Source organism: Vibrio sp. 10N.261.46.A3 (genome assembly GCF_041472995.1).
Classification (GTDB): Bacteria; Pseudomonadota; Gammaproteobacteria; order Enterobacterales; family Vibrionaceae; genus Vibrio; species Vibrio coralliirubri.
In genome coordinates this window covers 112,334-132,337 of sequence record NZ_JBFRRH010000039.1, presented here as the reverse complement: position 1 = coordinate 132,337, position 20,004 = coordinate 112,334, and the positions used below count along the sequence as shown (strand labels likewise).

Annotated in this window: 17 protein-coding genes; 10 read left to right on the top strand and 7 right to left on the bottom strand. The window is 44.3% G+C overall.

The genetic code is table 11. From position 1 onward, the window contains the following. Positions 1 to 55: 55 nt before the first annotated feature. Together AB4484_RS11475 and AB4484_RS11470 are read left to right on the top strand one after the other, a co-directional pair. Entirely contained in the window at positions 56 to 715 is a 660-nt protein-coding gene (locus tag AB4484_RS11475; protein WP_050621735.1) for a pyridoxamine 5'-phosphate oxidase family protein, read from the top strand. An 82-nt stretch (positions 716 to 797) separates the two neighbouring features. Then, positions 798 to 1,718: an urea transporter gene (locus AB4484_RS11470; protein WP_372078181.1), complete on the top strand. Its 921-nt coding sequence runs from the start codon at positions 798 to 800 to the stop codon at positions 1,716 to 1,718. A gap of 10 nt (positions 1,719 to 1,728) precedes the next feature. Here AB4484_RS11470 and AB4484_RS11465 read toward each other — a convergent pair whose 3' ends face one another. Continuing rightward, a complete protein-coding gene (locus tag AB4484_RS11465; RefSeq protein WP_372078179.1) occupies positions 1,729 to 2,736 on the bottom strand; it encodes an AraC family transcriptional regulator ligand-binding domain-containing protein in 1,008 nt (335 codons plus the stop codon). A 133-nt stretch (positions 2,737 to 2,869) separates the two neighbouring features. On the opposite strand from AB4484_RS11465, the gene AB4484_RS11460 reads away from it, so the two are divergent. The 6 genes from AB4484_RS11460 to AB4484_RS11435 all read left to right on the top strand — a co-directional run bounded on the left by AB4484_RS11460 (position 2,870) and on the right by AB4484_RS11435 (position 9,690). Beyond that, entirely contained in the window at positions 2,870 to 3,220 is a 351-nt protein-coding gene (locus AB4484_RS11460) for an MFS transporter (protein WP_372078177.1), read from the top strand. Then, positions 3,214 to 4,437: an HlyD family secretion protein gene (locus tag AB4484_RS11455; RefSeq protein WP_048608932.1), complete on the top strand. Its 1,224-nt coding sequence runs from the start codon at positions 3,214 to 3,216 to the stop codon at positions 4,435 to 4,437. The genes AB4484_RS11460 and AB4484_RS11455 overlap by 7 nt, the downstream gene beginning before the upstream one ends. A 680-nt stretch (positions 4,438 to 5,117) precedes the next feature. Further along, positions 5,118 to 6,356 (top strand): cytosine permease, encoded by a 1,239-nt coding sequence (gene codB / locus AB4484_RS11450; RefSeq protein ID WP_032546874.1) that lies wholly within the window; start codon positions 5,118 to 5,120, stop codon positions 6,354 to 6,356. 9 nt (positions 6,357 to 6,365) lie between these two features. Further along, complete coding sequence (locus tag AB4484_RS11445; protein WP_372078174.1) at positions 6,366 to 7,643, top strand: cytosine deaminase; 1,278 nt, start codon at positions 6,366 to 6,368, stop codon at positions 7,641 to 7,643. 358 nt (positions 7,644 to 8,001) lie between these two features. Beyond that, entirely contained in the window at positions 8,002 to 8,214 is a 213-nt protein-coding gene (locus tag AB4484_RS11440) for a cold-shock protein (RefSeq protein WP_004740083.1), read from the top strand. Positions 8,215 to 8,673: 459 nt separating this feature from the next. Beyond that, complete coding sequence (locus AB4484_RS11435; RefSeq protein WP_048612880.1) at positions 8,674 to 9,690, top strand: GGDEF domain-containing protein; 1,017 nt, start codon at positions 8,674 to 8,676, stop codon at positions 9,688 to 9,690. A 127-nt stretch (positions 9,691 to 9,817) separates the two neighbouring features. On the opposite strand, the gene AB4484_RS11430 is transcribed toward AB4484_RS11435, so the two are convergent. Beyond that, positions 9,818 to 10,414: a malate synthase gene (locus tag AB4484_RS11430; protein WP_048608941.1), complete on the bottom strand. Its 597-nt coding sequence runs from the start codon at positions 10,412 to 10,414 to the stop codon at positions 9,818 to 9,820. Between the two features lie 169 nt (positions 10,415 to 10,583). On the opposite strand from AB4484_RS11430, the gene AB4484_RS11425 reads away from it, so the two are divergent. Beyond that, positions 10,584 to 12,113, top strand: coding sequence for a DUF3612 domain-containing protein (locus AB4484_RS11425; protein WP_081090203.1), 1,530 nt, complete (start codon positions 10,584 to 10,586; stop codon positions 12,111 to 12,113). A 564-nt stretch (positions 12,114 to 12,677) separates the two neighbouring features. On the opposite strand, the gene AB4484_RS11420 is transcribed toward AB4484_RS11425, so the two are convergent. Then, positions 12,678 to 14,324, bottom strand: coding sequence for a DEAD/DEAH box helicase (locus AB4484_RS11420; protein WP_372078172.1), 1,647 nt, complete (start codon positions 14,322 to 14,324; stop codon positions 12,678 to 12,680). 162 nt (positions 14,325 to 14,486) lie between these two features. Beyond that, positions 14,487 to 15,842, bottom strand: coding sequence for a diguanylate cyclase domain-containing protein (locus AB4484_RS11415; RefSeq protein WP_372078170.1), 1,356 nt, complete (start codon positions 15,840 to 15,842; stop codon positions 14,487 to 14,489). Between the two features lie 283 nt (positions 15,843 to 16,125). Here AB4484_RS11415 and AB4484_RS11410 point away from each other — a divergent pair, with 283 nt between their 5' ends. Then, positions 16,126 to 17,274 carry a DUF3541 domain-containing protein gene (locus tag AB4484_RS11410; RefSeq protein ID WP_372078168.1) on the top strand — a complete coding sequence of 383 codons (1,149 nt, stop codon included), beginning with the start codon at positions 16,126 to 16,128 and terminating at the stop codon, positions 17,272 to 17,274. A gap of 113 nt (positions 17,275 to 17,387) precedes the next feature. Here AB4484_RS11410 and AB4484_RS11405 read toward each other — a convergent pair whose 3' ends face one another. Genes AB4484_RS11405 through AB4484_RS11395 form a run of 3 tightly spaced genes read right to left on the bottom strand, consistent with a single transcriptional unit; the run spans position 17,388 to position 19,959 of the window. Continuing rightward, positions 17,388 to 17,999, bottom strand: a complete 612-nt coding sequence (locus AB4484_RS11405) for a class I SAM-dependent methyltransferase (protein ID WP_372078166.1) — start codon at positions 17,997 to 17,999, stop codon at positions 17,388 to 17,390. Continuing rightward, complete coding sequence (locus AB4484_RS11400; RefSeq protein WP_372078164.1) at positions 17,999 to 19,252, bottom strand: sensor histidine kinase; 1,254 nt, start codon at positions 19,250 to 19,252, stop codon at positions 17,999 to 18,001. Before AB4484_RS11400 ends, AB4484_RS11405 begins: the two co-directional genes overlap by 1 nt. After that, positions 19,249 to 19,959: a response regulator transcription factor gene (locus AB4484_RS11395; protein ID WP_248383960.1), complete on the bottom strand. Its 711-nt coding sequence runs from the start codon at positions 19,957 to 19,959 to the stop codon at positions 19,249 to 19,251. The genes AB4484_RS11400 and AB4484_RS11395 overlap by 4 nt, the downstream gene beginning before the upstream one ends. Positions 19,960 to 20,004 lie beyond the last annotated feature (45 nt).

The window sequence follows — 20,004 nt, the reverse complement described above, 5'->3', positions numbered from 1 at the left end:
TTAATAGACCAGTTAATCGCTACATTAATCAAAAGGCAATGATTAAGGAGCGATTATGTTATCTAACACGAAAAGAACCACGATTAAGAAAGGGGCTCATAAAGCGGTATTTGAACAAGAGAAACTTCACCAAATTATTGATGAGAGCTTAATCGCACACATTGCATTGCAGGGCGAACAAGGCCCAATGGTTATCCCGATGCTCGCGTGGCGAGTGGATGATATGGTCTACATTCATGGGGCTAAAAACAGTCGCCTACTAAAAGGGCTAAAAAAGGGAGAGCCAACCTGTTTAACGTTCACCTTGTTCGATGGTTGGGTGTTGGCTCGTTCGGCATTTCATCACAGTGCGCATTATCGTTCTGCTGTGGTATTGGGGTCATTTTCAGTCATCGATGACAACCAAGAAAAGGATCGCTTGTTGAATATCTTTATTGATCAAATCGCGCCGGGCAGAACCGATGAAGTCAGGCTCAGTAATGAAAAGGAACTCACCGCAACCGAGTTATTAGCGATCCCTTTAACGGAAGCCTCTGTGAAGATTGGTAAACATGGTGTGAATGATGATAAAGCTGATATGGATATCCCAGTATGGGCTGGCGTATTGCCTTATCGTACGGTTGTTGGGCCATTAGAAACCGTTCCAGAGCAAGAAGGCATCATTGAAACACCAGATTACCAACAAGCTTATGGTGAACGCTGGTATCAGAATTAACACTCGAAGATGGTGAACTTGATAAAATTGTATACAATCTGACTTACAAAATTTTAACATGACTCAATAATGTAATCAGACGATGAAAACGAACAAGGATATTCTGCCATTTCAAGGCTTGCTCAATGGCATTGGGCAAGTCTATTTCACACCGTCTGTCATGACGTCGACTTTGCTGTTGCTTGCCATTTCTATTGAGTCACTTGCACTGGCTTTTCTTACCTTACTTGGCGCCAGTTGTAGCTTTGCATTGGCCTTCTATTCCTATATCTACGCCAGCACCAACAAGTTAGCTGAAGATATTGATAGTGGAATGTACGCGCTAAATGGGGCTTTAATTGGCTTATTTATCGGTAACTTTTTTGGTGTGACACCATTATTGGCTTTAGTGACTGTATTAGGTGCATTACTCACAGTGCCGATTGCCCACATCGTATTCAGTTTTGAGAAATATCGCGGTTACACTAGCGCTTTTATCCTCACCACTTGGTTGATTTATATTATCCAATCGACCTTTGAGCTATCAGCGTTCTCTGCACCTGATTCCGCACTGATGCCACTCATCAGTATTGAGGCTAGCTCATGGTTCAACCTACCGACAATGGTGATCCCGTTGTTAAAAGGGATAAGCCAAGTCAGCTTCATCGAAAATGCGTTGTCGGGGCTCGTTATCTTAGTCGCCATCGCACTCAACAATATCAAGCATGCCATTTGGATTATGCTCGCAATAATAATTAGCACCGTATTTAGCGATTTGATTGGCGCTTCTAACGAACTGGTAGCGCAAGGACTTTACGGGTACAACGCCATCCTTGCCACTCTAGCACTTGTGATCTATCCGCGAATCCCTTGGCCGTTAACCCTATTAGGCATGCTGTTAAGCTGTCTCATCACACTTGGTTTTCATGAACTGTCACTACTGCCACTCACCGCCCCTTTCATTTTGAGTACTTGGGCTATGGTTTACTTGTCCAGCCTACTCCATAAGCGAACCATAAGTTAGCTCAGTATAGTTACAGGCCGGTTTTTAAGCGCTCAACATATTGCTTGGGTGTCAAACCTCGATGTTTCTTAAACATCCGATTAAAACTCGCGACATTGGTATAACCTAGCCTCGTCGCGACTTCTTTTATTGGCACTGAATACATCAACAACTCCACCGCCACGTTACTTAACGCATAGCCCATAATGGTAGAAAAGTTGATACCTAGGTTATGCAATCGACGTTGAAATTGCTGTTCAGATAACCCAAGCAAACTCGATACTTTATGCAGCGTTGGCAGGCCGAAATGACGACTGTAATTGATCATCTCATAGGTCACCTTATGCTCATCCGCGGCATCCGGCATGTTGAGATAATTATCTAAGTCATGAAAGTTCATTGCCAAGCTCATCTTGCCGCTCGAAGGGGCTTGATTGCTCGATAACCTCAACTGGCTTGGTATCCAGATCTCAGTTCGTGGCTGGCCCCACTGAATATTGCACCCAAAATACTCTTGATAGAGTTGAGTGTTTTCGCGATAACCTGCGATCGAGACGGCTGCGGGGGTAAAGTCGTCTCCCAAGTAACGTCTTAATATCTTCATCATAAAGATGGCAACTCGAATCGAGTCATGAACCTTACCCGCTTCGGTGTAAGCAGGGTTGTCGTAGCACCACTTGATGAAATTACCGACTTGGGCACCATACAGGAAAGCGCCAGACTGCAAACAGTGCAACCCGATGTTCACTCGGCGTATGGACGACGCCAGATCGTGCCCCGAGAAAAACCAGTTAGAGAGAGGACCTAGCCTTTCAATATCGACCCTATCAGCCAACTTCAAGATAATATCTGGGTCACCGGCTTGCTGTTCAAGCAAGCCATACCATTTGTCCACTTCACTTACGGGAATAAGGTTCATCGGGTTATTAAACACCGATTTAGGAATGCCTAATTGCTCAGTATTCACCGCCTTATTGGTCGTTGCGTATTGGTAAATACCCAAAATACCTAATGCTCTTAAGAAGTTACAATTGTTCATTAGCCACCATACTTAGAAGTCACTATTACAGATCAAATCATAATGACATCATTATTAAAGTAATTGGTAAAATTTCAACTTCTAAATCTGATATCAATCACACTCGGCGCTCAATTTAACCTAGGGTATATCAATGAGTTTAGTTAGTGTCCCATTTGTCGGAACCGGCGCAGATACCGCACTACACGTAGTTGCAGGCGTAGTGTTGGTCGCAACCATCGCTGCTGCATGTTACGGCTTCTGGCGTGTACATGAATTACCAATCAACAAGGCTCACAGTAAAGAGCATCAACAACTCGGTTTGATCACCGCATTAACATGGATTGGTTTTGTATGGCACTGGGTATGGGTACTAGCAGTAATTTTGGCCTTCGTTGATATGGAAAAAGCCATCATCAATCTAAGAGACACATGGAAGTCACCGACCACAACCAAGGAGCAAACAACTTCCGACAAGCAAGATGGGGAGAGCCAAACATGTTAGAAGGCTTGGCAATTTGGGCACTATTCATTTACTTACTCAGACTTGTTGGTATGCCTTGGAACAAAGGCACCAAGGCGTTTGCATACCTAGGGGGTACATCTTGGTTGCTGTTTGTATGGGTTGGCCTACTCAACTTTACTCCGATGGATCTATCGGGAGGCTCAGTGGTTCAGTCTCCACATATTCAGTTGCGTCCAGACTCCACTAATGTGTCGGGAAAAACCTCCAAAGTCCACATCCACCCGAACCAAGATGTGACTGAAGGACAGCTAATTTACGAGATTGATGACACCAAATATGTCATCGCAAGAGACAAAGCCAGCGTTCAACTTGAGTCTGCAGAGGTCGCTTTAGACACAGCTCGCCAAGAAGTGAGCATTGCAAAAGTCAGCTATCAATCGGCGCTTGAAGACATCAAAGCTTCAGTTGCACAAATAGATTCGGCTAAAACAGACTTGGTGCTGCAATCAAAGACACTTGATCGTTACCAGAAACAAAACAAAGTGGTAGAACATACGATAACTGAAACTGACATCGACCAACAAACAGCAAAGGTAGACTTAGCGACGTATAACGTTACGACGCTGGAATCTCAGCTTAGCAAGAAAGAAGTCGACGCCGAGAATGCGAAATTAAACATCCACAAAGCTGAAACCAATGTGAGCAAGAAGCAGACAGAGGTCGATTCAGCAAAGGCAACACTGGCACAAGCACAATGGGACTTGAACAGCACCAAAGTCACGGCACCGACTGACGGCTTTGTAACGAACTTTATTCTTCGTGAAGGTCAGCGCGTTTCAATGATGCCTCGTATCCAGATGTATACCGAAGAGAAGTACGTGCTGATGCGAGTGAACCACCAAGCGATTCGTAATATTAAGGTCGGTCAACCTGCGGAATTTGCGACAGCGGTATACCCAGGAAAAGTGTTCTCTGCAACCGTAGAAGGTATTGTAGAAGCCACTGGTGAAGCGCAAGCAAGCTTGCTGGGTATTGATGAGCAGGTTCGTGTTACTACAGGCAAAAACCTTCAGAACAAGCACCACTTTGTTCGTTTAAAAATTGATGAGGCAGAGGGTTACGATATTCCTGTTGGCTCTGTCGGATTAGCGTGGGTAAGCGGTGAGAAGCCTATCAGCTTTATGGCGTTCCTAGACGTAATACGCGGGATCATCATTAGAATGAAGTCTCAACTGTACTTCTTCTACTCCATCTAATACTTCCTATTGGTGAAGCAATACCCAAGCCCGTGCGCTCTTAGATCGCACGGGCTTTTTGTTTATTTCACTATTCGTCGCCAGAAAGAACACAAACTCGAAAAACGAATCAACACTCTAAAGTTGCAAATCGCAATTGCATTTTGCAATTAGGTATTGCAAAAACGCAAATCAAACGCTCAAATACGCACCAGATTGCTATAAAACTGCCGTTTTACGTGGTTTTGAAAGTTGGCACACTAACTGCAATGTTTATATTGACCCTTCTTAAGCCGAGGGTCACCTAGCCAACTGACGTTGTTAGTGAACCTATTCTTGTTCACAAAATATATAAGCCAATTGCGATTATTGCGATTGGCTATTTTTTTGCCTGCAGTTTGGCCGACCACCCTCCTTTTCGATACAGACACCCATTCAAACGTATAATAATCAACATTCATAGCCAACCAAGAACAGCAGATAACCAACGCGTTATAGAAAACGTTTTCTATTTATTTTTTTAAAATAAACTCAGAAAATAACCTTATGTTTTACAAGATAATTACTGCAATAACTGATTTTAAATCGCCCTTATTGACAAAATTAGCATTGACTATGTGATTTATATCACCATAATGCGCACGTTTGCCTGCAATACGGCGACCGTTAATTTTAATTTTGATCATTTGCGGAGGTAAAAAATGGCTGCTGATAATAACTACAGTCTAGGGCCGGTTCCTACATCGGCTAGGAAAGGAGTCGCTTCACTCACCATGGTAATGCTTGGACTCACTTTCTTCTCTGCAAGTATGTGGACAGGTGGTTCACTCGGGACAGGTCTTTCATTCAACGATTTCTTCCTCGCCGTTCTCATCGGTAACCTAATCCTCGGTATTTACACTTCTTTTCTTGGCTACATCGGCTCATCTACTGGCCTCTCTACTCACCTTCTTGCTCGTTTCTCTTTCGGTACTAAAGGCTCATGGCTTCCTTCTGCTCTACTTGGTGGTACACAAGTCGGTTGGTTTGGTGTAGGTGTTGCGATGTTTGCGATTCCAGTACAAAAAGCAACGGGCATTGATACCAACACCTTGATTATCGTATCTGGCTTGTTGATGACGGGTACGGTGTACTTCGGCATTAAAGCGCTAATGGTGCTTTCAGCGATTGCAGTACCTGCGATTGCGATTCTGGGTGGTTACTCAGTACTGACTGCCGTAGACAGTGTTGGTGGACTAGAGCAACTGCAACTTATTAAACCAGAGACGCCAATGGACTTCTCAATGGCGCTAGCAATGGTTGTAGGTTCGTTTGTAAGTGCGGGTACGTTGACTGCCGATTTCGTTCGCTTTGGTAAAAAGCCAGCAAGCGCGGTATTGATTACTATGGTTGCGTTCTTTATCGGTAACTCGCTGATGTTTATCTTCGGCGCTGCAGGCGCAGCAGCAACCGGTCAGGCTGATATTTCAGATGTGATGATCGCGCAAGGTTTACTGCTTCCAGCCATCATCGTGCTTGGATTGAATATCTGGACAACCAATGAAAATGCACTTTATGCATCTGGTCTGGGTTTATCTAACATCACTGGTCGCTCAAGTACTACAATGTCTATCATTAACGGCATTATCGGTACGATTTTCGCGCTTTGGTTATACAACAACTTCGTTGGTTGGTTAACCTTCCTTTCGCTGGCAATTCCACCAATTGGTGGCGTAATCATCGCCGACTTCTTCGCGAACCGTAAACGTTACAAAGATTTTGCAAATGCAGAGTTCCAAACCGTTAACTGGGCTGGCATTATCGCGGTAGCAACTGGCGTAGCCGCTGGTCACTTCCTACCTGGCGTTGTTCCTTTGAACGCAGTGTTAGGTGGTGCAATCAGTTACCTCGTGCTTAATCCTCTATTGAACAAAAAAGCTCTGAAATCTCAGGCCGCTTAAGGACACACTATGACAACCTTATTAATCAAGAACGCGAAACTTCAAGACCAAGAGGGCTTGAAACAGATTCTGATTGAAAATGGTCAATTTTCTCGCATTCTCGATAATGACGCACAAATCAATCATCAAGGTGACATCCTTGATGCTGAAGGTGGCATTGCAGTTACTCCTTTCTGTGAACCGCACATCCACCTAGATACTACTCAAACTGCTGGTGAGCCTAATTGGAACATCTCTGGCACTTTGTTTGAAGGTATTGAGCGTTGGGCTGAGCGTAAAGAACTGCTATCAATCGAAGACGTAAAGTCTCGTGCCAAGCAAACACTGAAATGGCAGATAGCTAACGGTGTTCAACACGTTCGTACACACGTTGATGTATCTGACCCAACACTCGTTGCGTTAAGAGCGATGGTTGAAGTTCGTGAAGAGATGAAAGAGTGGGTCGACATCCAGATCGTTGCATTCCCTCAAGAAGGTATTCTTTCATACCCTAACGGCAAAGAGTTGCTTGAAGAAGCAGTGAAGATCGGCGCTGACGTTATCGGTGCAATTCCTCACTTCGAATTCACTCGTGAATACGGCGTTGAATCTCTGCATTATGTGTTTGAGCTTGCACGCAAGTACGACTGTCTGATCGACGTTCACTGTGATGAAATCGACGACGAACAGTCTCGCTTTGTGGAAACATTAGCAGCTCTTGCTCATAAGTTTGAAATGGGTGAGAAAGTAACCGCTAGCCACACCACTGCAATGGGCTCTTACAACGGTGCTTACGCATCTCGCTTGTTCCGTCTATTGAAGATGTCTGGTATCAACTTCGTGGCAAACCCGTTAGTGAACATTCACTTACAGGGCCGTTTCGACGATTACCCGAAACGCCGCGGTGTAACGCGCGTTAAAGAGATGCTAGCAGCAAACATCAACGTTTGTTTTGGCCACGATGATGTGTTTGACCCATGGTACCCACTAGGCACAGCGAACATGCTTCAAGTTCTGCACATGGGACTGCATGTGACACAGGTTATGGGCTACGACCAAATCAACAACTCACTTGATTTGATCAGCAAGAACTCTGCTCGCACATTGAATATTCAAGACAACTTCGGCATCGAAGAAGGCAAGCCAGGTAGCTTGCTGATTCTTCCTGCTGACAATGGCTTTGATGCAGTGCGCCGCCAAGTACCAGTGCAGTACTCAATACGCCGCGGTAAGGTGATTGCAGAGACTCAACCAGCGAAAACAAAAATAAATTTAGATCAAACTGAAGATATCAACTTCAAGCGTTAATATCGTCTATACTAATGATCAAAAGGAAGCTGAGATGCTTCCTTTTGTTGTGTTGGACGAAGCGACAAAACTATCACTAAATCAGTGTAAATCTTGTACATTCGCACGGTATGACAAAAAAAGCACAAATTTCTTAAGCAATGCGTGTACATCTCAAAAGACTGTGTTAACATGCTCTCGCTCTGTTAGCCGGAGTTATTTAAGTTAGATGAATAGTAAAAAATTGACATGTAAAATCGTTACCCGTTTTTGTAAGTAGTTTTTCCTTATTTCTTAGCAATATTAAATAATTCAATTATCAGCGCATTGCATTAAATGCAATCAACAACTTAGAAAATTTATGAATAAGGGACAAATTATGTCTAACACAAATACTGGCACTGTAAAATGGTTTAACGAAGAGAAAGGTTTCGGTTTCATTTCTCAAGACAACGGCGGCGCTGACGTATTCGTACACTTCCGTGCAATCGTTTCTGAAGGCTTCAAAACTCTGAAAGAAGGCCAAAAGGTTTCTTTCGAAGTTGAAAACGGTCAAAAAGGCCTACAAGCAGCAAACGTTGTTGCTCAATAATTAGCTCTTATAGCTAAAAAGAATTTTAAAGCGCTGATTTTTATCGGCGCTTTTTTATGCCTGCTCATAAACATTTCCCCTCTCGATGCAAGCTTCCCCCTTTAACTCTGAACCACTGAAAATCACCTGCAAAGCGTCCTCAATCTAACCACTCTCAGTTAAAGCTCGACGATCAATCCACTTCACTTTTTGTATGCACTTCCCTAAACAACAACACTCATTTCTCACTAATGTTTTGATACGAACTCACTCTATGCTGAAAGTTTGATAAGCCCAAATATGGTTAAAGAACAATCCATTAGATTGTACTTATGAATACGCAATCGATATTCATAATAAAAATGAGTTATTTATCCAATCCTCATCCACTAATCATATAATTTTTAAAGCAAAGACCTTCGAAATCCGCTAACCTTGTTCGCAAGTGGCTTAGTTGTTTTGGTATCTGCAGTAAAAATAATGAACAAAGACGAATTTCAGAAATCCACCGCAAATCTAAAAAAAGCGGTGCCTCTTATGATGAAGAACAGGGTGTCAACGACACCTGCAAATTACGCACTTTGGTACACCTATGTCGATAACGCTATTCCCCAGCTGACTCAAGACATGGATGGTGTTTTAGAACACTACGGTATTTGTCCTCCTGCCGTGGGTGAGCAGCTATACAACAATTATGTTGCCAGCAAATCCGAAACCAATATCAATGACCTTCGCGCTAATTTGGAACTGTTAGTTTCTGAAGTTTCCAATTCAATGAATGACACCCTGACCGACACCTCCGCTTTTTCTGACATGATCGATAAAAGCTTCGAGGACTTGGCTCGAGTTGATAATGAAAGCTTATCTATTGATGAAGTCATGTCGTTGGTTCGACAGCTGGTGTCTGAATCTCGTCATATTCGTCACTCTACTCAGTTTTTAAACTCTCAGTTGAACTCTGCAACTTCAGAGATCACCAAGCTAAAAACCCAGTTAGTAGAAGTTCAGAAAGATGCGCTCTTCGATAGTACAACCACACTCTATAACCGTCGCTCTTTCGACCGTGACATAGAAACCTTGTGTGAAGCACAACAATCTTTGTGTCTGATTCTTCTCGATATCGACCACTTTAAAAATTTCAACGACACCTATGGCCACTTGTTTGGTGATATGGTTCTTAAAGGGATCGCTCGTAAGCTGAAGTTAAGTTGCCGTGAAGGTATTTCTGCTTATCGATTTGGTGGTGAAGAGTTCGCACTGATTGTGCCTAACAAGTCTTTGCGTATTGCTCGTCAACTCGCTGATACCAATCGTCGCTCTTTAGAAAAGCTGTCGATTAAAGATCGCCGCAGTGGTGAACAAGTCGGCAGTATCACGGCATCGTTTGGTGTCGCTGAACTTGAACCCGGCGAATCAGCTCAATCGCTGATCGAACGTGCTGATAAACTACTTTACGAAGCGAAATCACTTGGCCGAAATCGAGTCATGCCTTTGTAAGACACACCAACAATGCTCTTATCGACATATTAGCCGGCCCGTATTGAAACTAGAAAGCCCCAAAGACATTATCTTCGGGGCTTTTTCTTTAGCTGTGTAAATTGATTTAGCTACCTAGGGTTCACCGTTAGATCTGGAAGCAATAATTCAGGCAGTAGTCTTCACCACTCTTTGCTCTGAACTCTTTATCTTCACTGCATGCCTTTGGTTTACCCTTTGCGTCACCTTGAATCAAACTGATCCAGTGGCGCATCGCTGCAATGGTCTCTTCACGCATTGTGGTTGTTGCTTCCATTGGCGATTGGCCAAACGTGGTGCATGATTCCAGCTGAATATCATCAATTTCTACTAGCTCAATACAACCTGTCCCTTTATGGCAACCAAACATCACCTCTAGGTGACTGCCACTGCCATCTCGGAACAAGATAGAGTCTGGGTCGTTCTTCTCACCCATATAAGCTACAAACTGCTTAGGGTGCTTCAAACCGCTGTGCTGACCATCTTTAAAGTAAGCCATAATATGGCGGTAATCGACTACGTAGCTGGTTACGTCTTGATGTGAGCCATTCTCTAGTGGGAATAGTCGATCAAGTAGCTGCTTTGCTTTCACTTGCTTTTCAGTTTGCTGATTGGCACTGATTGTCTCCACGGCAAAGACAGCTTCAGCGATAAACGGCTTTGATTGTTTTTGGATTTCTGTTTTATCGAATGTAAGCATATTCATAGTCTTTCCCTCTTGACCAGTCCGGTGATAACCACCGATTTCTACAGCAAAAATGTGTCCTAGAGCAATTATTCCAAACTAACGTTTAATTTATTTGTCATTTTGTGAATTGCTTAGTTTGTAGATTAGCGCTTTTTTACATACAATTTCACAACAAAAATTTTACAATGTGAATTTTACAAATATGGCCTTGTCAAAAAGTTTAGTTCGTCAGTCACATTTCCTAGGTACGAAGATACGTAACCTAAGAAAACGTAACCATTTAACGATGGAAGATCTGTCTGCGCGTTGTATTAGAATCGACCCAGAATGTGCCCCTTCCGTTTCTTACCTTTCAATGATTGAACGGGGAAAGCGGGTTCCAAGTATCGATATGCTGGAAGTGATTGCACAGGTCTTTCAGAAGAATCCGACGTGGTTCCTCGACGACGAATCTGAACAGCAAGCCATTGCTCCTGATAAAGGGAATCGTGGTGGGATAAGTGGCATGGCGCTCGAGCCGAGCTTCCTATTCTCAAACGACATCCTGCAAATTGCGATTCCTGAGATGCTGTCACAAACGGGCATTTCAGGCCGCCAGTTTGCGCACCTCTTGATTCGAGCACACCAAGAGAGCAATCAGAACCACTTCCCTGACCTTGAGCGCGCTGCGGAAGAAGTAGGCTTAAAACGTCTAAACCTCAGCGTCGAAGACCTGATAGACATCGCTAGAAGCCTAGGAATCAACATCCGCTGGGTGACGCGCACGCCGCAAGACGTAGTCGATGAGCTCGGAATTAACGCCAAGCAGCTAGTGACCTCCTTCTTTGAGCCTCCGGGTACTATCTTCTTAAACGAGATTCTTAAAGAGTATCCGACTCGCCTGAAATACGACCTTTCGGTTTATATCGGCCATTGCATTCTGCACAGCAAAGAAGGCCTAAAAAGTGTGTTGTCGGTCGGTAATAACAACACATGGGACGACAACCAGGTATCAGGCTCTTCACAGCTCAACTCCCAAGATATTCTTCAAGCATGGCGAGACTTTGAATCCAGCTTCTTTGCTGGCGCGCTACTGTGCCCGAAAGTCCCGTTTAGGCAGCTACTTGACCGTACTGGTTACGAAATCGACGTTCACAAAAGAGCAGGGGTTTCCCCCTCTGTTGCGATGCGTCGAATGACTGTAGTATCGCCCTACCCTCACTGGCACTACTTTGATGCTTATGGGCCGGGGAAACTCAAGGCGGTATATCGCGGGAACGGGATTCCGCTGCCTTGGGGAAATATGAGAACGGTCGCTGACCCATGTCAACATTGGGCTGTGTTCCGTCGATTATCAGAACCTCGAGCGGGAAGCTCGGCTCAAATCTCCATTTTGAATGTGGGTGATGAGCCAAGGATCTACTGCTGTGAATCCATCAACATGACGGATCCTGCGGGTAACAATCGTGTGTTGTGTGCTGGTATAGATCTCAACCCTGCGATTGATGCTCAAGGCGGTAATTCAAGAGACATAGCAGAGCAGCTTAAAGCGTCATGCGTTAACAATGGTGGCTCTGTGGCAATTCCGCGTAACATCAAGAAAGATCTCACAACAATAGCCAAGATTCTAAATATAAATTGGATTGAGCGTGGGATTGAGACAGAGGCGAGGCTTATCTGCTCCAGAGGTGGAGAATGCCCACGCCAGCCAAGCTGTTACTCGAAGTGTGGTGAGTAAAAAAGTAATAACAAAAAATAGAACCTAAAATTCAGGCAAAAAAAAACCAATCACAATAAGGGTGATTGGTCATATATTTTGTGTGAACAAAAAAGGTTCACTAACAACGTCAGTTGGCTAGGTGACCCTCGGCTTAAGAAGGGTCACCATTACTAATGCAGCATGCGTGCCAACTTTTAAAACACGTATTTACTACGCATCTGGACACGTATTGGCCGGATATCCTTGTTTGTTTTGCAAACTGGAATTGCAAATTGCGAAAGCCAACAAAAACGCTAGTGATTATGTTGTTATTAATAAATCATTAAAGATTCATTACCCTTCCCAAAAATGCCATATTTCTCTTACTTTCAATCACTTTAAACAGCAATAAACCTCTCCCTAGGTTACGCAACATAAACGGCTACTAAACATAAACAACACCCATAAAAAAACGCGAACATTGAAATTCAATATTCGCGCTTATTTGAGTTAGATAGTAGAAAGTCACTTGTCAACGAGAACTCTCCTGAAAAGCATCCTCGTTATTGGACCTCTATGGTCTATCTAATAATCTAATAGGCCCTACTTCTGAGGAGCTGGCTTAGAGCGGCTTCGAGACGGTTTGTTTGTCGAAGGCTTGCTTCCTGCTGGCTTGTTTGACGACTTGCTTGGGCCGTAGCTACCGCCGTAACCAGACTTCTTAGGCTTGCCTGCAGGTTTACCCGCGTTGTTTGGCTTGCCAGAACCATTTGCTTTACCTGCACCGCTTGGCTTGCTTAAAGTATTTTGGCTACCTGCTTTGTTCGCGGAAGGCTTATTGCCTGCACTACCGCGCTTGAAGTTGCTGCCGTTGTTTCTTACAGACTTATCTTCGCCCGCTGCTGCGTTATTTTCGGCGGGTTTCTTACCAGATGTCGGCTTACGCTTTGGCGCAGAACCTGTACCCGGTACGTGACGCTTGTTCTTACCTGCTGGCTTGTGCCCGCGAGCGTTATCACCAGAGCGTTGACCATCAGCATGCTCACGTGGCTGTTTTGCTTTCTTCGGTTTCTTAGGCTTGATTGGACGTGAATCCAAGCGAGACTCAGGTAACTTGTTTACTGGAGAGAAACCTTCCAGTTCACGACGCTCTAGCACTTGTTGAATCAGGCGTTCAATACCGAACAGCTCACCCACTTCATCAGCACAAACCAATGAAATCGCTTTACCTACTTCACCAGCACGGCCAGTACGACCGATACGGTGTACATAGTCTTCTGATACATGAGGAAGATCGAAGTTAACTACTTGAGGCAGTTGCGGGATATCGATACCACGAGCGGCGATATCAGTTGCAACAAGTACTCGTACCTTACCTGTTTTGAAGTTCTCTAAGGCTTTAGTACGTGCACCTTGGCTCTTGTTACCATGAATAGGTGCAGCAGTGATGTCTTGCTCCTCAAGGAAGCGAGCAAGCTTGTTCGCACCGTGTTTCGTCTTACTGAACACCAACACTTGTCGCCAATCGTTATCTTTGATTAGCTTCGCTAGCATTGCGCTCTTTTTCTTTTTGTCTACTGGGTAGATGCTTTGCTCAACCGTTTTTGCCGTTGAGTTTGCAGGGCTTACTGAAATCTCAACAGGATTGTTCACCAAGCCTTTCGCTAAGCTGCGGATATCATCAGAGAACGTCGCTGAGAACAGTAGGTTCTGACGCTTCTTAGGCAAGAAAGCTAAGATCTTACGGATATCGCGGATGAAACCCATATCTAGCATACGGTCCGCTTCATCTAACACTAGGATTTCTAGTTGGTCAAAACGCACTGCATTTTGGTTGTATAGGTCAAGTAGACGACCAGGTGTTGCCACCAACACGTCACTACCTTTACGCAGTTTTTGCATCTGAGGGTTAATCTTCACACCACCAAACACTACCGTCGAAGTCAGCGGTAAGTTAATACCGTACTTCACTACGCTGCCATTCACTTGCGCAGCAAGCTCACGAGTTGGCGTTAGCACGAGCGCACGAACTTGGTTCTGACGTACGCGAGTACCTTTCGATAACATTTCAAGAATAGGTAGCGTGAAGCCTGCAGTTTTACCTGTACCTGTTTGAGCAGCGGCCATAACATCTTTGCCCGTTAGGACAGCTGGCACGGCTTTCTCTTGTATTGGTGATGGCTTATCGTAACCTTGTGCTTCAATAGCTTTAAGGATCGGTTCAGAAAGGCCAAGGGAGGTAAAACTCATAGATTATTTTCTCAGTTGAATAACATTTAGTATGAGCAACACGTTAAAAGTGCGTTGCTTCAGCTTTTGCTCATCAAATACATTGATACGGAGCAAAGCGCGGTATTCTGAGGCTTTTCCCCACATTCAGCAACTAAATTCTAATCGCAGCTCAAATTCAACCTAGATAACTTGTCGCTTCTGTTCGTACATTTTTTCATCAGCGGCTTTTAAGAGCGCATCGACATCATTGTAGTTGTTATTGTGAATAACCCAACCCACACTGATTCTGAGATAAATAGAGTGCGCCTCGTACACAACTGGCGCCGAGCATAACGCCTTTCGTAGTTTAGTCACGATCGACGATACGTGTTGATCATCGATGATGCGTGGCAATAAGACCAAGAACTCATCACCGCCAATCCTTGCGACGATATCTGAAACACGCAGCTCACTTCTTATGCGGTTAGCACACTCGATCAATACCTGATCGCCTGCTGCGTGACCATAAGTGTCGTTGATTGCTTTAAACCCATCGAGGTCGATATTTACAACGGCAAAGGTTCTCGCTCTCTGTTTTTGAGTGTTTTTAAATGCCTGCTTGAGGCTATACATGAAGTATCGGCGATTCGGTAACATCGTTAGCTCATCATGCATAGAGCGGCTATCTGCAATGCGGTACAGGCGATAAATAGTAAAAAAGGCAAACGCCAGCACTAGTATAATGGAGTAGCCCACCAGCCTTACCGCTTGGATTCGATACCAAGGCTCATCCATTAATACGTGTTCGTTACCGGAGAGAGCAAGGTACCAACCCCCGTATGGGAAACTCACCTGTTCAGTGGCGAACGCATTATCGAACACATCCTGAGTACCATAAAAGACAGCGCCATCTTTACCTGAACTGTTTGCACCACGAATAGCGAGTTCATATTTATTCTCGATCTTACCGATTCCAACATCTTCAAACAGCTCATCTAAACCGATAACAGCACTAGAGACACCCCAGTAATCTTGGTTAAAAGGCGGGTCTCGGAAGATCGGAGTACGCGTAATAAGTGCTTGCCCACCTTGAAACAGCTCAAAAGGACCAGCAATAAAGGTGTTGCCAAGATTACGGGCTATCTCAACAGACTCCCATTGATTTGGGTGATCACGATAATTAATACCGAGAATCTGCTCATTACCTTCCATCGGGTAAACAAAGTTAAGAATGTCGTCTTTGGCGAGTCCGATAAGTCGAATATGGAAGCCATCTTGAATGATATTCTCAGCAATCTTATCCCAATTTTTCACCTCACCATCGGGGTTGATGGTCACTAAGGTTGAGAAATTATTGAGGATATACATATCTGACACGATCGCGGCTTCAATCCGAGAACGAATAATGGATAGTTGCTTTTTTGCCTCTGAATACGATTCGTTTTTAAGAAAAGTTAATTGCTTGGCATGAAAGAACTCAATTGCGCTTACTATCGCAAGGAAAAAAAGAAAAGCTACTACTCTGGCAGACCACTGCTTGCTAGAACCACTTGGCATTTACGAACCTCTAACACTATTGTTCTATATACTGCCTTATAACGGCTCATTTCTGGCTTATTGCCCCAGTATGCCGCTAAGTCATTAAAAATCCATACTAACGTCGACTAACTATCAAATATTGAGTGATCCATCACTTCAAACTTCTTTACTAAACGAATGGTTTAATCAAAAAGGGTTAGTGAACCTTATAAAGCTTACATTGTATTGACTCAACGCTTACATTAAAGGATTCATCAATGTTATTTTACATAGACTAATAATCAGCTTGGTACCTCACGACATGAAGTTAAAAACTATCACACTGTGTACATTGCTATCAGCCTCGGTTGCCGTTGCCGTTCACGCACAAGAAAACGTTCAAGCGCCAACCGCAGCGAGCGTTCAATCCCAAGCAGATTCGCTCAACTCTCAAGAACAATCTTTCAAGCAATCTGCTGACCTCATTCGCACCACCTACGAAAGCCAGCTTTACACTCTGCCTGCATTCAAAGAAGGCCACTACGGGCTGCGCATGTATCGCCAAACACTAGACGATAAGTATTCAGCGGCGGTGTGGAGTGATATGGCACGAGTGGCAAGCAAGCTCAGCACCCTGTCGAATGACGTTCAAACCATGGAACAAATCGTACTCTACTCAGAGAAGCGAGTTGCATCTTATATTGGTGATAACGATGAACGCAGTATTCGACGCTATAACATCACCAAACACATGCCTGAATACCTTTATCTTGGTGTTGACCTGCTAGGCTCCATGGCTCGTGCTAATGAATACGGTTTAGAACACAAGAACGATGCCAAGCTGCGCGAAATCATTCGTCGCTATGACTTCTCTCGATACGTGACCAATGAAGACATGGTGAAAGCATGGGCTGCTCAGTTAGCGAATCAGGTTTACTGGTTGCGCCAACTGGGTGAGCAGGATGTCGTTGATGAGTTTGTCGATACCTTCAAAAAAGCATACCCAGACGATAAAGACAGAAAGCTTTCAAGCCAGCAATACGGCAATAAGATCTATGGTATGACACATGTGATCTTTGGCGACTCCGAATACTATCAGCATCAAGTAAGCGAACAAGACCATCAATGGATCTACGATTACTTTAGAGAAAACATCGATACGATTCTGCTTCGTGCGAAAGAAGATGTGATTGCTGAGGTTGGATTAACCTTCTTGTTGGCAGGTTTAGAAAATGACCCAGTTGTAGAGAAAACTCGACTCGCGATTCAAGCTTCAATCGATGAGAAACAAGGCATGATCCCTTCGATCACCGGTGATTTTGACCTTGAGTACGGTGAACACCGCAACGTGCTAGCAATCATGCTACTCGATTGGCAGCAAGTGAATGAAGCGCCGACTTATGAGGGCAACCCTAAGGTGTTTACTAACATCCCTTACGGACTCATTAAAAACCAGCAGCAGAAGAACTAGCAGCCAACGTAGCCTAGATTGGTCTAAGAAACCAAAAAGCCGCACACCTTTCAAAGCATGCGGCTTTTTTAGTTCTAACGACACCATCATTTCTTTCTGGCTTAGGTTTGAGTTCAGAGGCAGACTTTGTTCATCACTATCGTAAAATCCCCTTCTGCGTAACCTTCTATTAAAGAAACATCCTCACAAAGCGTTTTACAGAAGCGATACACGCCCTGAGGGTGATAACTCATCAAGGTATTACGTGAAGGATATTGGCTTGAGTCGAGAAGATTAAAAATCACCGTCTGATTCGCCAATTCATACATGCGAGTAATCATGTTTGTCAGATAATCAGAATCACGAGAGATGTAGTTCAGTGAACCACTGGCGATGACAATGTCGTGCACCTCAAAGCTCATTTTGCTCATATCACCCGACAAAAACTGACAACGATCTTCTGTGTAGTTTTGCTTCGCCTTCTTTAGAAAGCCTGCGTGTTGGTCTACGCCAGTGTAAGATTGAATACGATAGATACTGTCGAGCAGCTCAAACAGCTCGCCATAGCCGCACCCCAAATCTAAAACACTCTTCTTTTCGAAGTCCGCCGCACGAGCGATTACTTCAAAGCGACACAATTGGCTCTCTTCGCTAGTCCAACCTAAAGCTTTAGCCTTGTCGCCATTCGAGCGGTTAGTCTGCTTTCGGTGATAGCGATACACCTTCCAACGATCGAGCCAGTGCATTACGAGAAATCCACCCACACTTCACGACCACCAGCCAGCTCTTGGTTATGGTATTGCCATTGATATTGCGCGAGCAGCTTTTCGGTGAGCTCTAACCCTAGACCAAAGCCCAAATGATTGTCTTCTATAGTGCCGTCAGTGTTGTGATTAACAATGGTGACTTTCGAGCCTACCTGAACGATGCCCACGGTACCGCTTCCTGTGTGTTGGAAAGCATTGCGAATCAAATTGGTCAGCACGATGCGAGTGAGTCCGACTGGCAACTGACATTGTGTGTCGTCGCTTTCAAGATTCACAGCCACGGCTTTGCCATTCAATAGATAGCTTAAATCGTGGTTTATTTGTTGCAGCAGTTCGCCGAGATGTATGTTTTCTAGAGGCAGATCTTTGTCTTGTTGTCGAGTAAGCCACAACAAGGTTTCTGTCAGGTCTGTCATGGTGAAACCCGCGCGCTTGATTCGGTCTATCACTTCAAGCTGCTTTTCTGGGCTCTTTCCCTTTTGAATCAACTTCTCTAGCAATTCACTATTTGTTCTTGTGACCGCAATAGGAGTACGTAATTCGTGGCTCGCGTAACCCAAAAATTTCTGCTCTCGTTCTAAGCTGTTTTGAACCGAACTCAAACTATCACGAATGATGTTAGCCAAGGTGTTCAGTTCACTGAAGTGAAAATCAGGTGTCGGTTCATTGAGGTTATCTTTATCTAGCGATTTGGCCCAGTTCTTTAGCTGCTCAACAGGCGATGCCACCTTACGTAACACCAAAACCAATATAACGAAAAACAATACAATCGCACCCAGTGCGGTCAAAAAAATCGTGATAAAGTGCGGAAGCCCTTCATCATTAATGAAAGGGTCATGTTTTTGAGCAAACACCGCAGAAACATAACGAACTTCATTACCTTTCATCACCTTCATGGCGAAATAGCCTTTCTCGGGAGGTGAGAATATAGATTTACCAATGATTATTTTGGTCATGCGGTTGAATTGCAGTTCGTTCTGGTCAAGGTTGTTCTGAATACTTTGTGGCAAGTCGCTCCATTGGGTCGCCACCGTAAATTCTTGATTGGTCATAGGCTTGCCCGCCTTCACCGCATCTTGTTGCGCTTGGGCAATCATAGAGCCACGCATCGCGATATCCATCCCAGAGACAAAATAGTTTACGCTCAACGCAGAAAGAACCAGAATCGTCGTGACACCTGTAACCAGAATCGCCAATAAAACGTAGATCCTTAGGCTTGGTCTGATCTTCATGCTTGTCGTAACTCCTTAATCGCAAACCCTTTCCCCGCAATGGTATGCAGCAGCTTATTGTCTTGGTCCGCATCCACTTGTTTACGCAGATTGAAGATATGCACTTTCAAGCTGTTACTGTCTGGTTGATCGTCGCCCCACACGCCCTGCATGATGGTCTCGCGAGAAACAGGGTTAGGGCTAGAGCGCATCAGGATTTCTAATATTTTCAGAGCTGTAGGTGAAAGTTTTAGGGGAGAATTATCGCGATAGGCTTGATGCTGTTTGAGATCGATTTCCAAATCGCTTACCGACAAGCGACGAACCTGACCACTGCGTCGCTTCGCCAACACTTGTACTCGAACAATCAACTCTTCCATTGCAAAAGGTTTCACGAGGTAATCATCGGCCCCTTTTGAAAAGCCTGTCAGCTTATCATCAAGCGTATCACGTGCAGTAAGCATCAAAACGGGTGTATCAATACCCTGCGCTCTGAGGTTCTCACACACCTGCAAGCCGTTCATTTTAGGTAAATTGAGATCGAGAATTACCGCATCATAGCGATTAGTTTCAATTAGATTGAGCCCAGCTAAACCATTCGCTGCATGATCGCACTGGATATCTTCTAAATCGAGGTAATCAATAACCGCAGTGGCTAAATCAAGGTCGTCTTCAACCAAAAGCAATTGAAGCTTATCTGTGAGTTTATTAGTGACGGATTCTGCCATCATGACGACCTCTATTGTTAGTTGTAGTGTAGCTTTGTAGTGATC

Excerpts from the sequence above, each read along its gene's own strand:
- AB4484_RS11470 (WP_372078181.1), top strand. The coding sequence starts at position 798 with ATGAAAACGAACAAGGATATTCTGCCATTTCAAGGCTTGCTCAATGGC.
- AB4484_RS11465 (WP_372078179.1), bottom strand. The coding sequence starts at position 2,736 with ATGAACAATTGTAACTTCTTAAGAGCATTAGGTATTTTGGGTATTTAC.
- AB4484_RS11410 (WP_372078168.1), top strand. The coding sequence starts at position 16,126 with ATGAAGTTAAAAACTATCACACTGTGTACATTGCTATCAGCCTCGGTT.
- AB4484_RS11460 (WP_372078177.1), top strand. The coding sequence starts at position 2,870 with ATGAGTTTAGTTAGTGTCCCATTTGTCGGAACCGGCGCAGATACCGCA.
- AB4484_RS11440 (WP_004740083.1), top strand. The coding sequence starts at position 8,002 with ATGTCTAACACAAATACTGGCACTGTAAAATGGTTTAACGAAGAGAAA.
- codB (WP_032546874.1), top strand. The coding sequence starts at position 5,118 with ATGGCTGCTGATAATAACTACAGTCTAGGGCCGGTTCCTACATCGGCT.
- AB4484_RS11415 (WP_372078170.1), bottom strand. The coding sequence starts at position 15,842 with ATGCCAAGTGGTTCTAGCAAGCAGTGGTCTGCCAGAGTAGTAGCTTTT.
- AB4484_RS11430 (WP_048608941.1), bottom strand. The coding sequence starts at position 10,414 with ATGAATATGCTTACATTCGATAAAACAGAAATCCAAAAACAATCAAAG.
- AB4484_RS11475 (WP_050621735.1), top strand. The coding sequence starts at position 56 with ATGTTATCTAACACGAAAAGAACCACGATTAAGAAAGGGGCTCATAAA.
- AB4484_RS11400 (WP_372078164.1), bottom strand. The coding sequence starts at position 19,252 with ATGAAGATCAGACCAAGCCTAAGGATCTACGTTTTATTGGCGATTCTG.
- AB4484_RS11455 (WP_048608932.1), top strand. The coding sequence starts at position 3,214 with ATGTTAGAAGGCTTGGCAATTTGGGCACTATTCATTTACTTACTCAGA.
- AB4484_RS11435 (WP_048612880.1), top strand. The coding sequence starts at position 8,674 with ATGAACAAAGACGAATTTCAGAAATCCACCGCAAATCTAAAAAAAGCG.
- AB4484_RS11420 (WP_372078172.1), bottom strand. The coding sequence starts at position 14,324 with ATGAGTTTTACCTCCCTTGGCCTTTCTGAACCGATCCTTAAAGCTATT.
- AB4484_RS11395 (WP_248383960.1), bottom strand. The coding sequence starts at position 19,959 with ATGGCAGAATCCGTCACTAATAAACTCACAGATAAGCTTCAATTGCTT.
- AB4484_RS11405 (WP_372078166.1), bottom strand. The coding sequence starts at position 17,999 with ATGCACTGGCTCGATCGTTGGAAGGTGTATCGCTATCACCGAAAGCAG.
- AB4484_RS11445 (WP_372078174.1), top strand. The coding sequence starts at position 6,366 with ATGACAACCTTATTAATCAAGAACGCGAAACTTCAAGACCAAGAGGGC.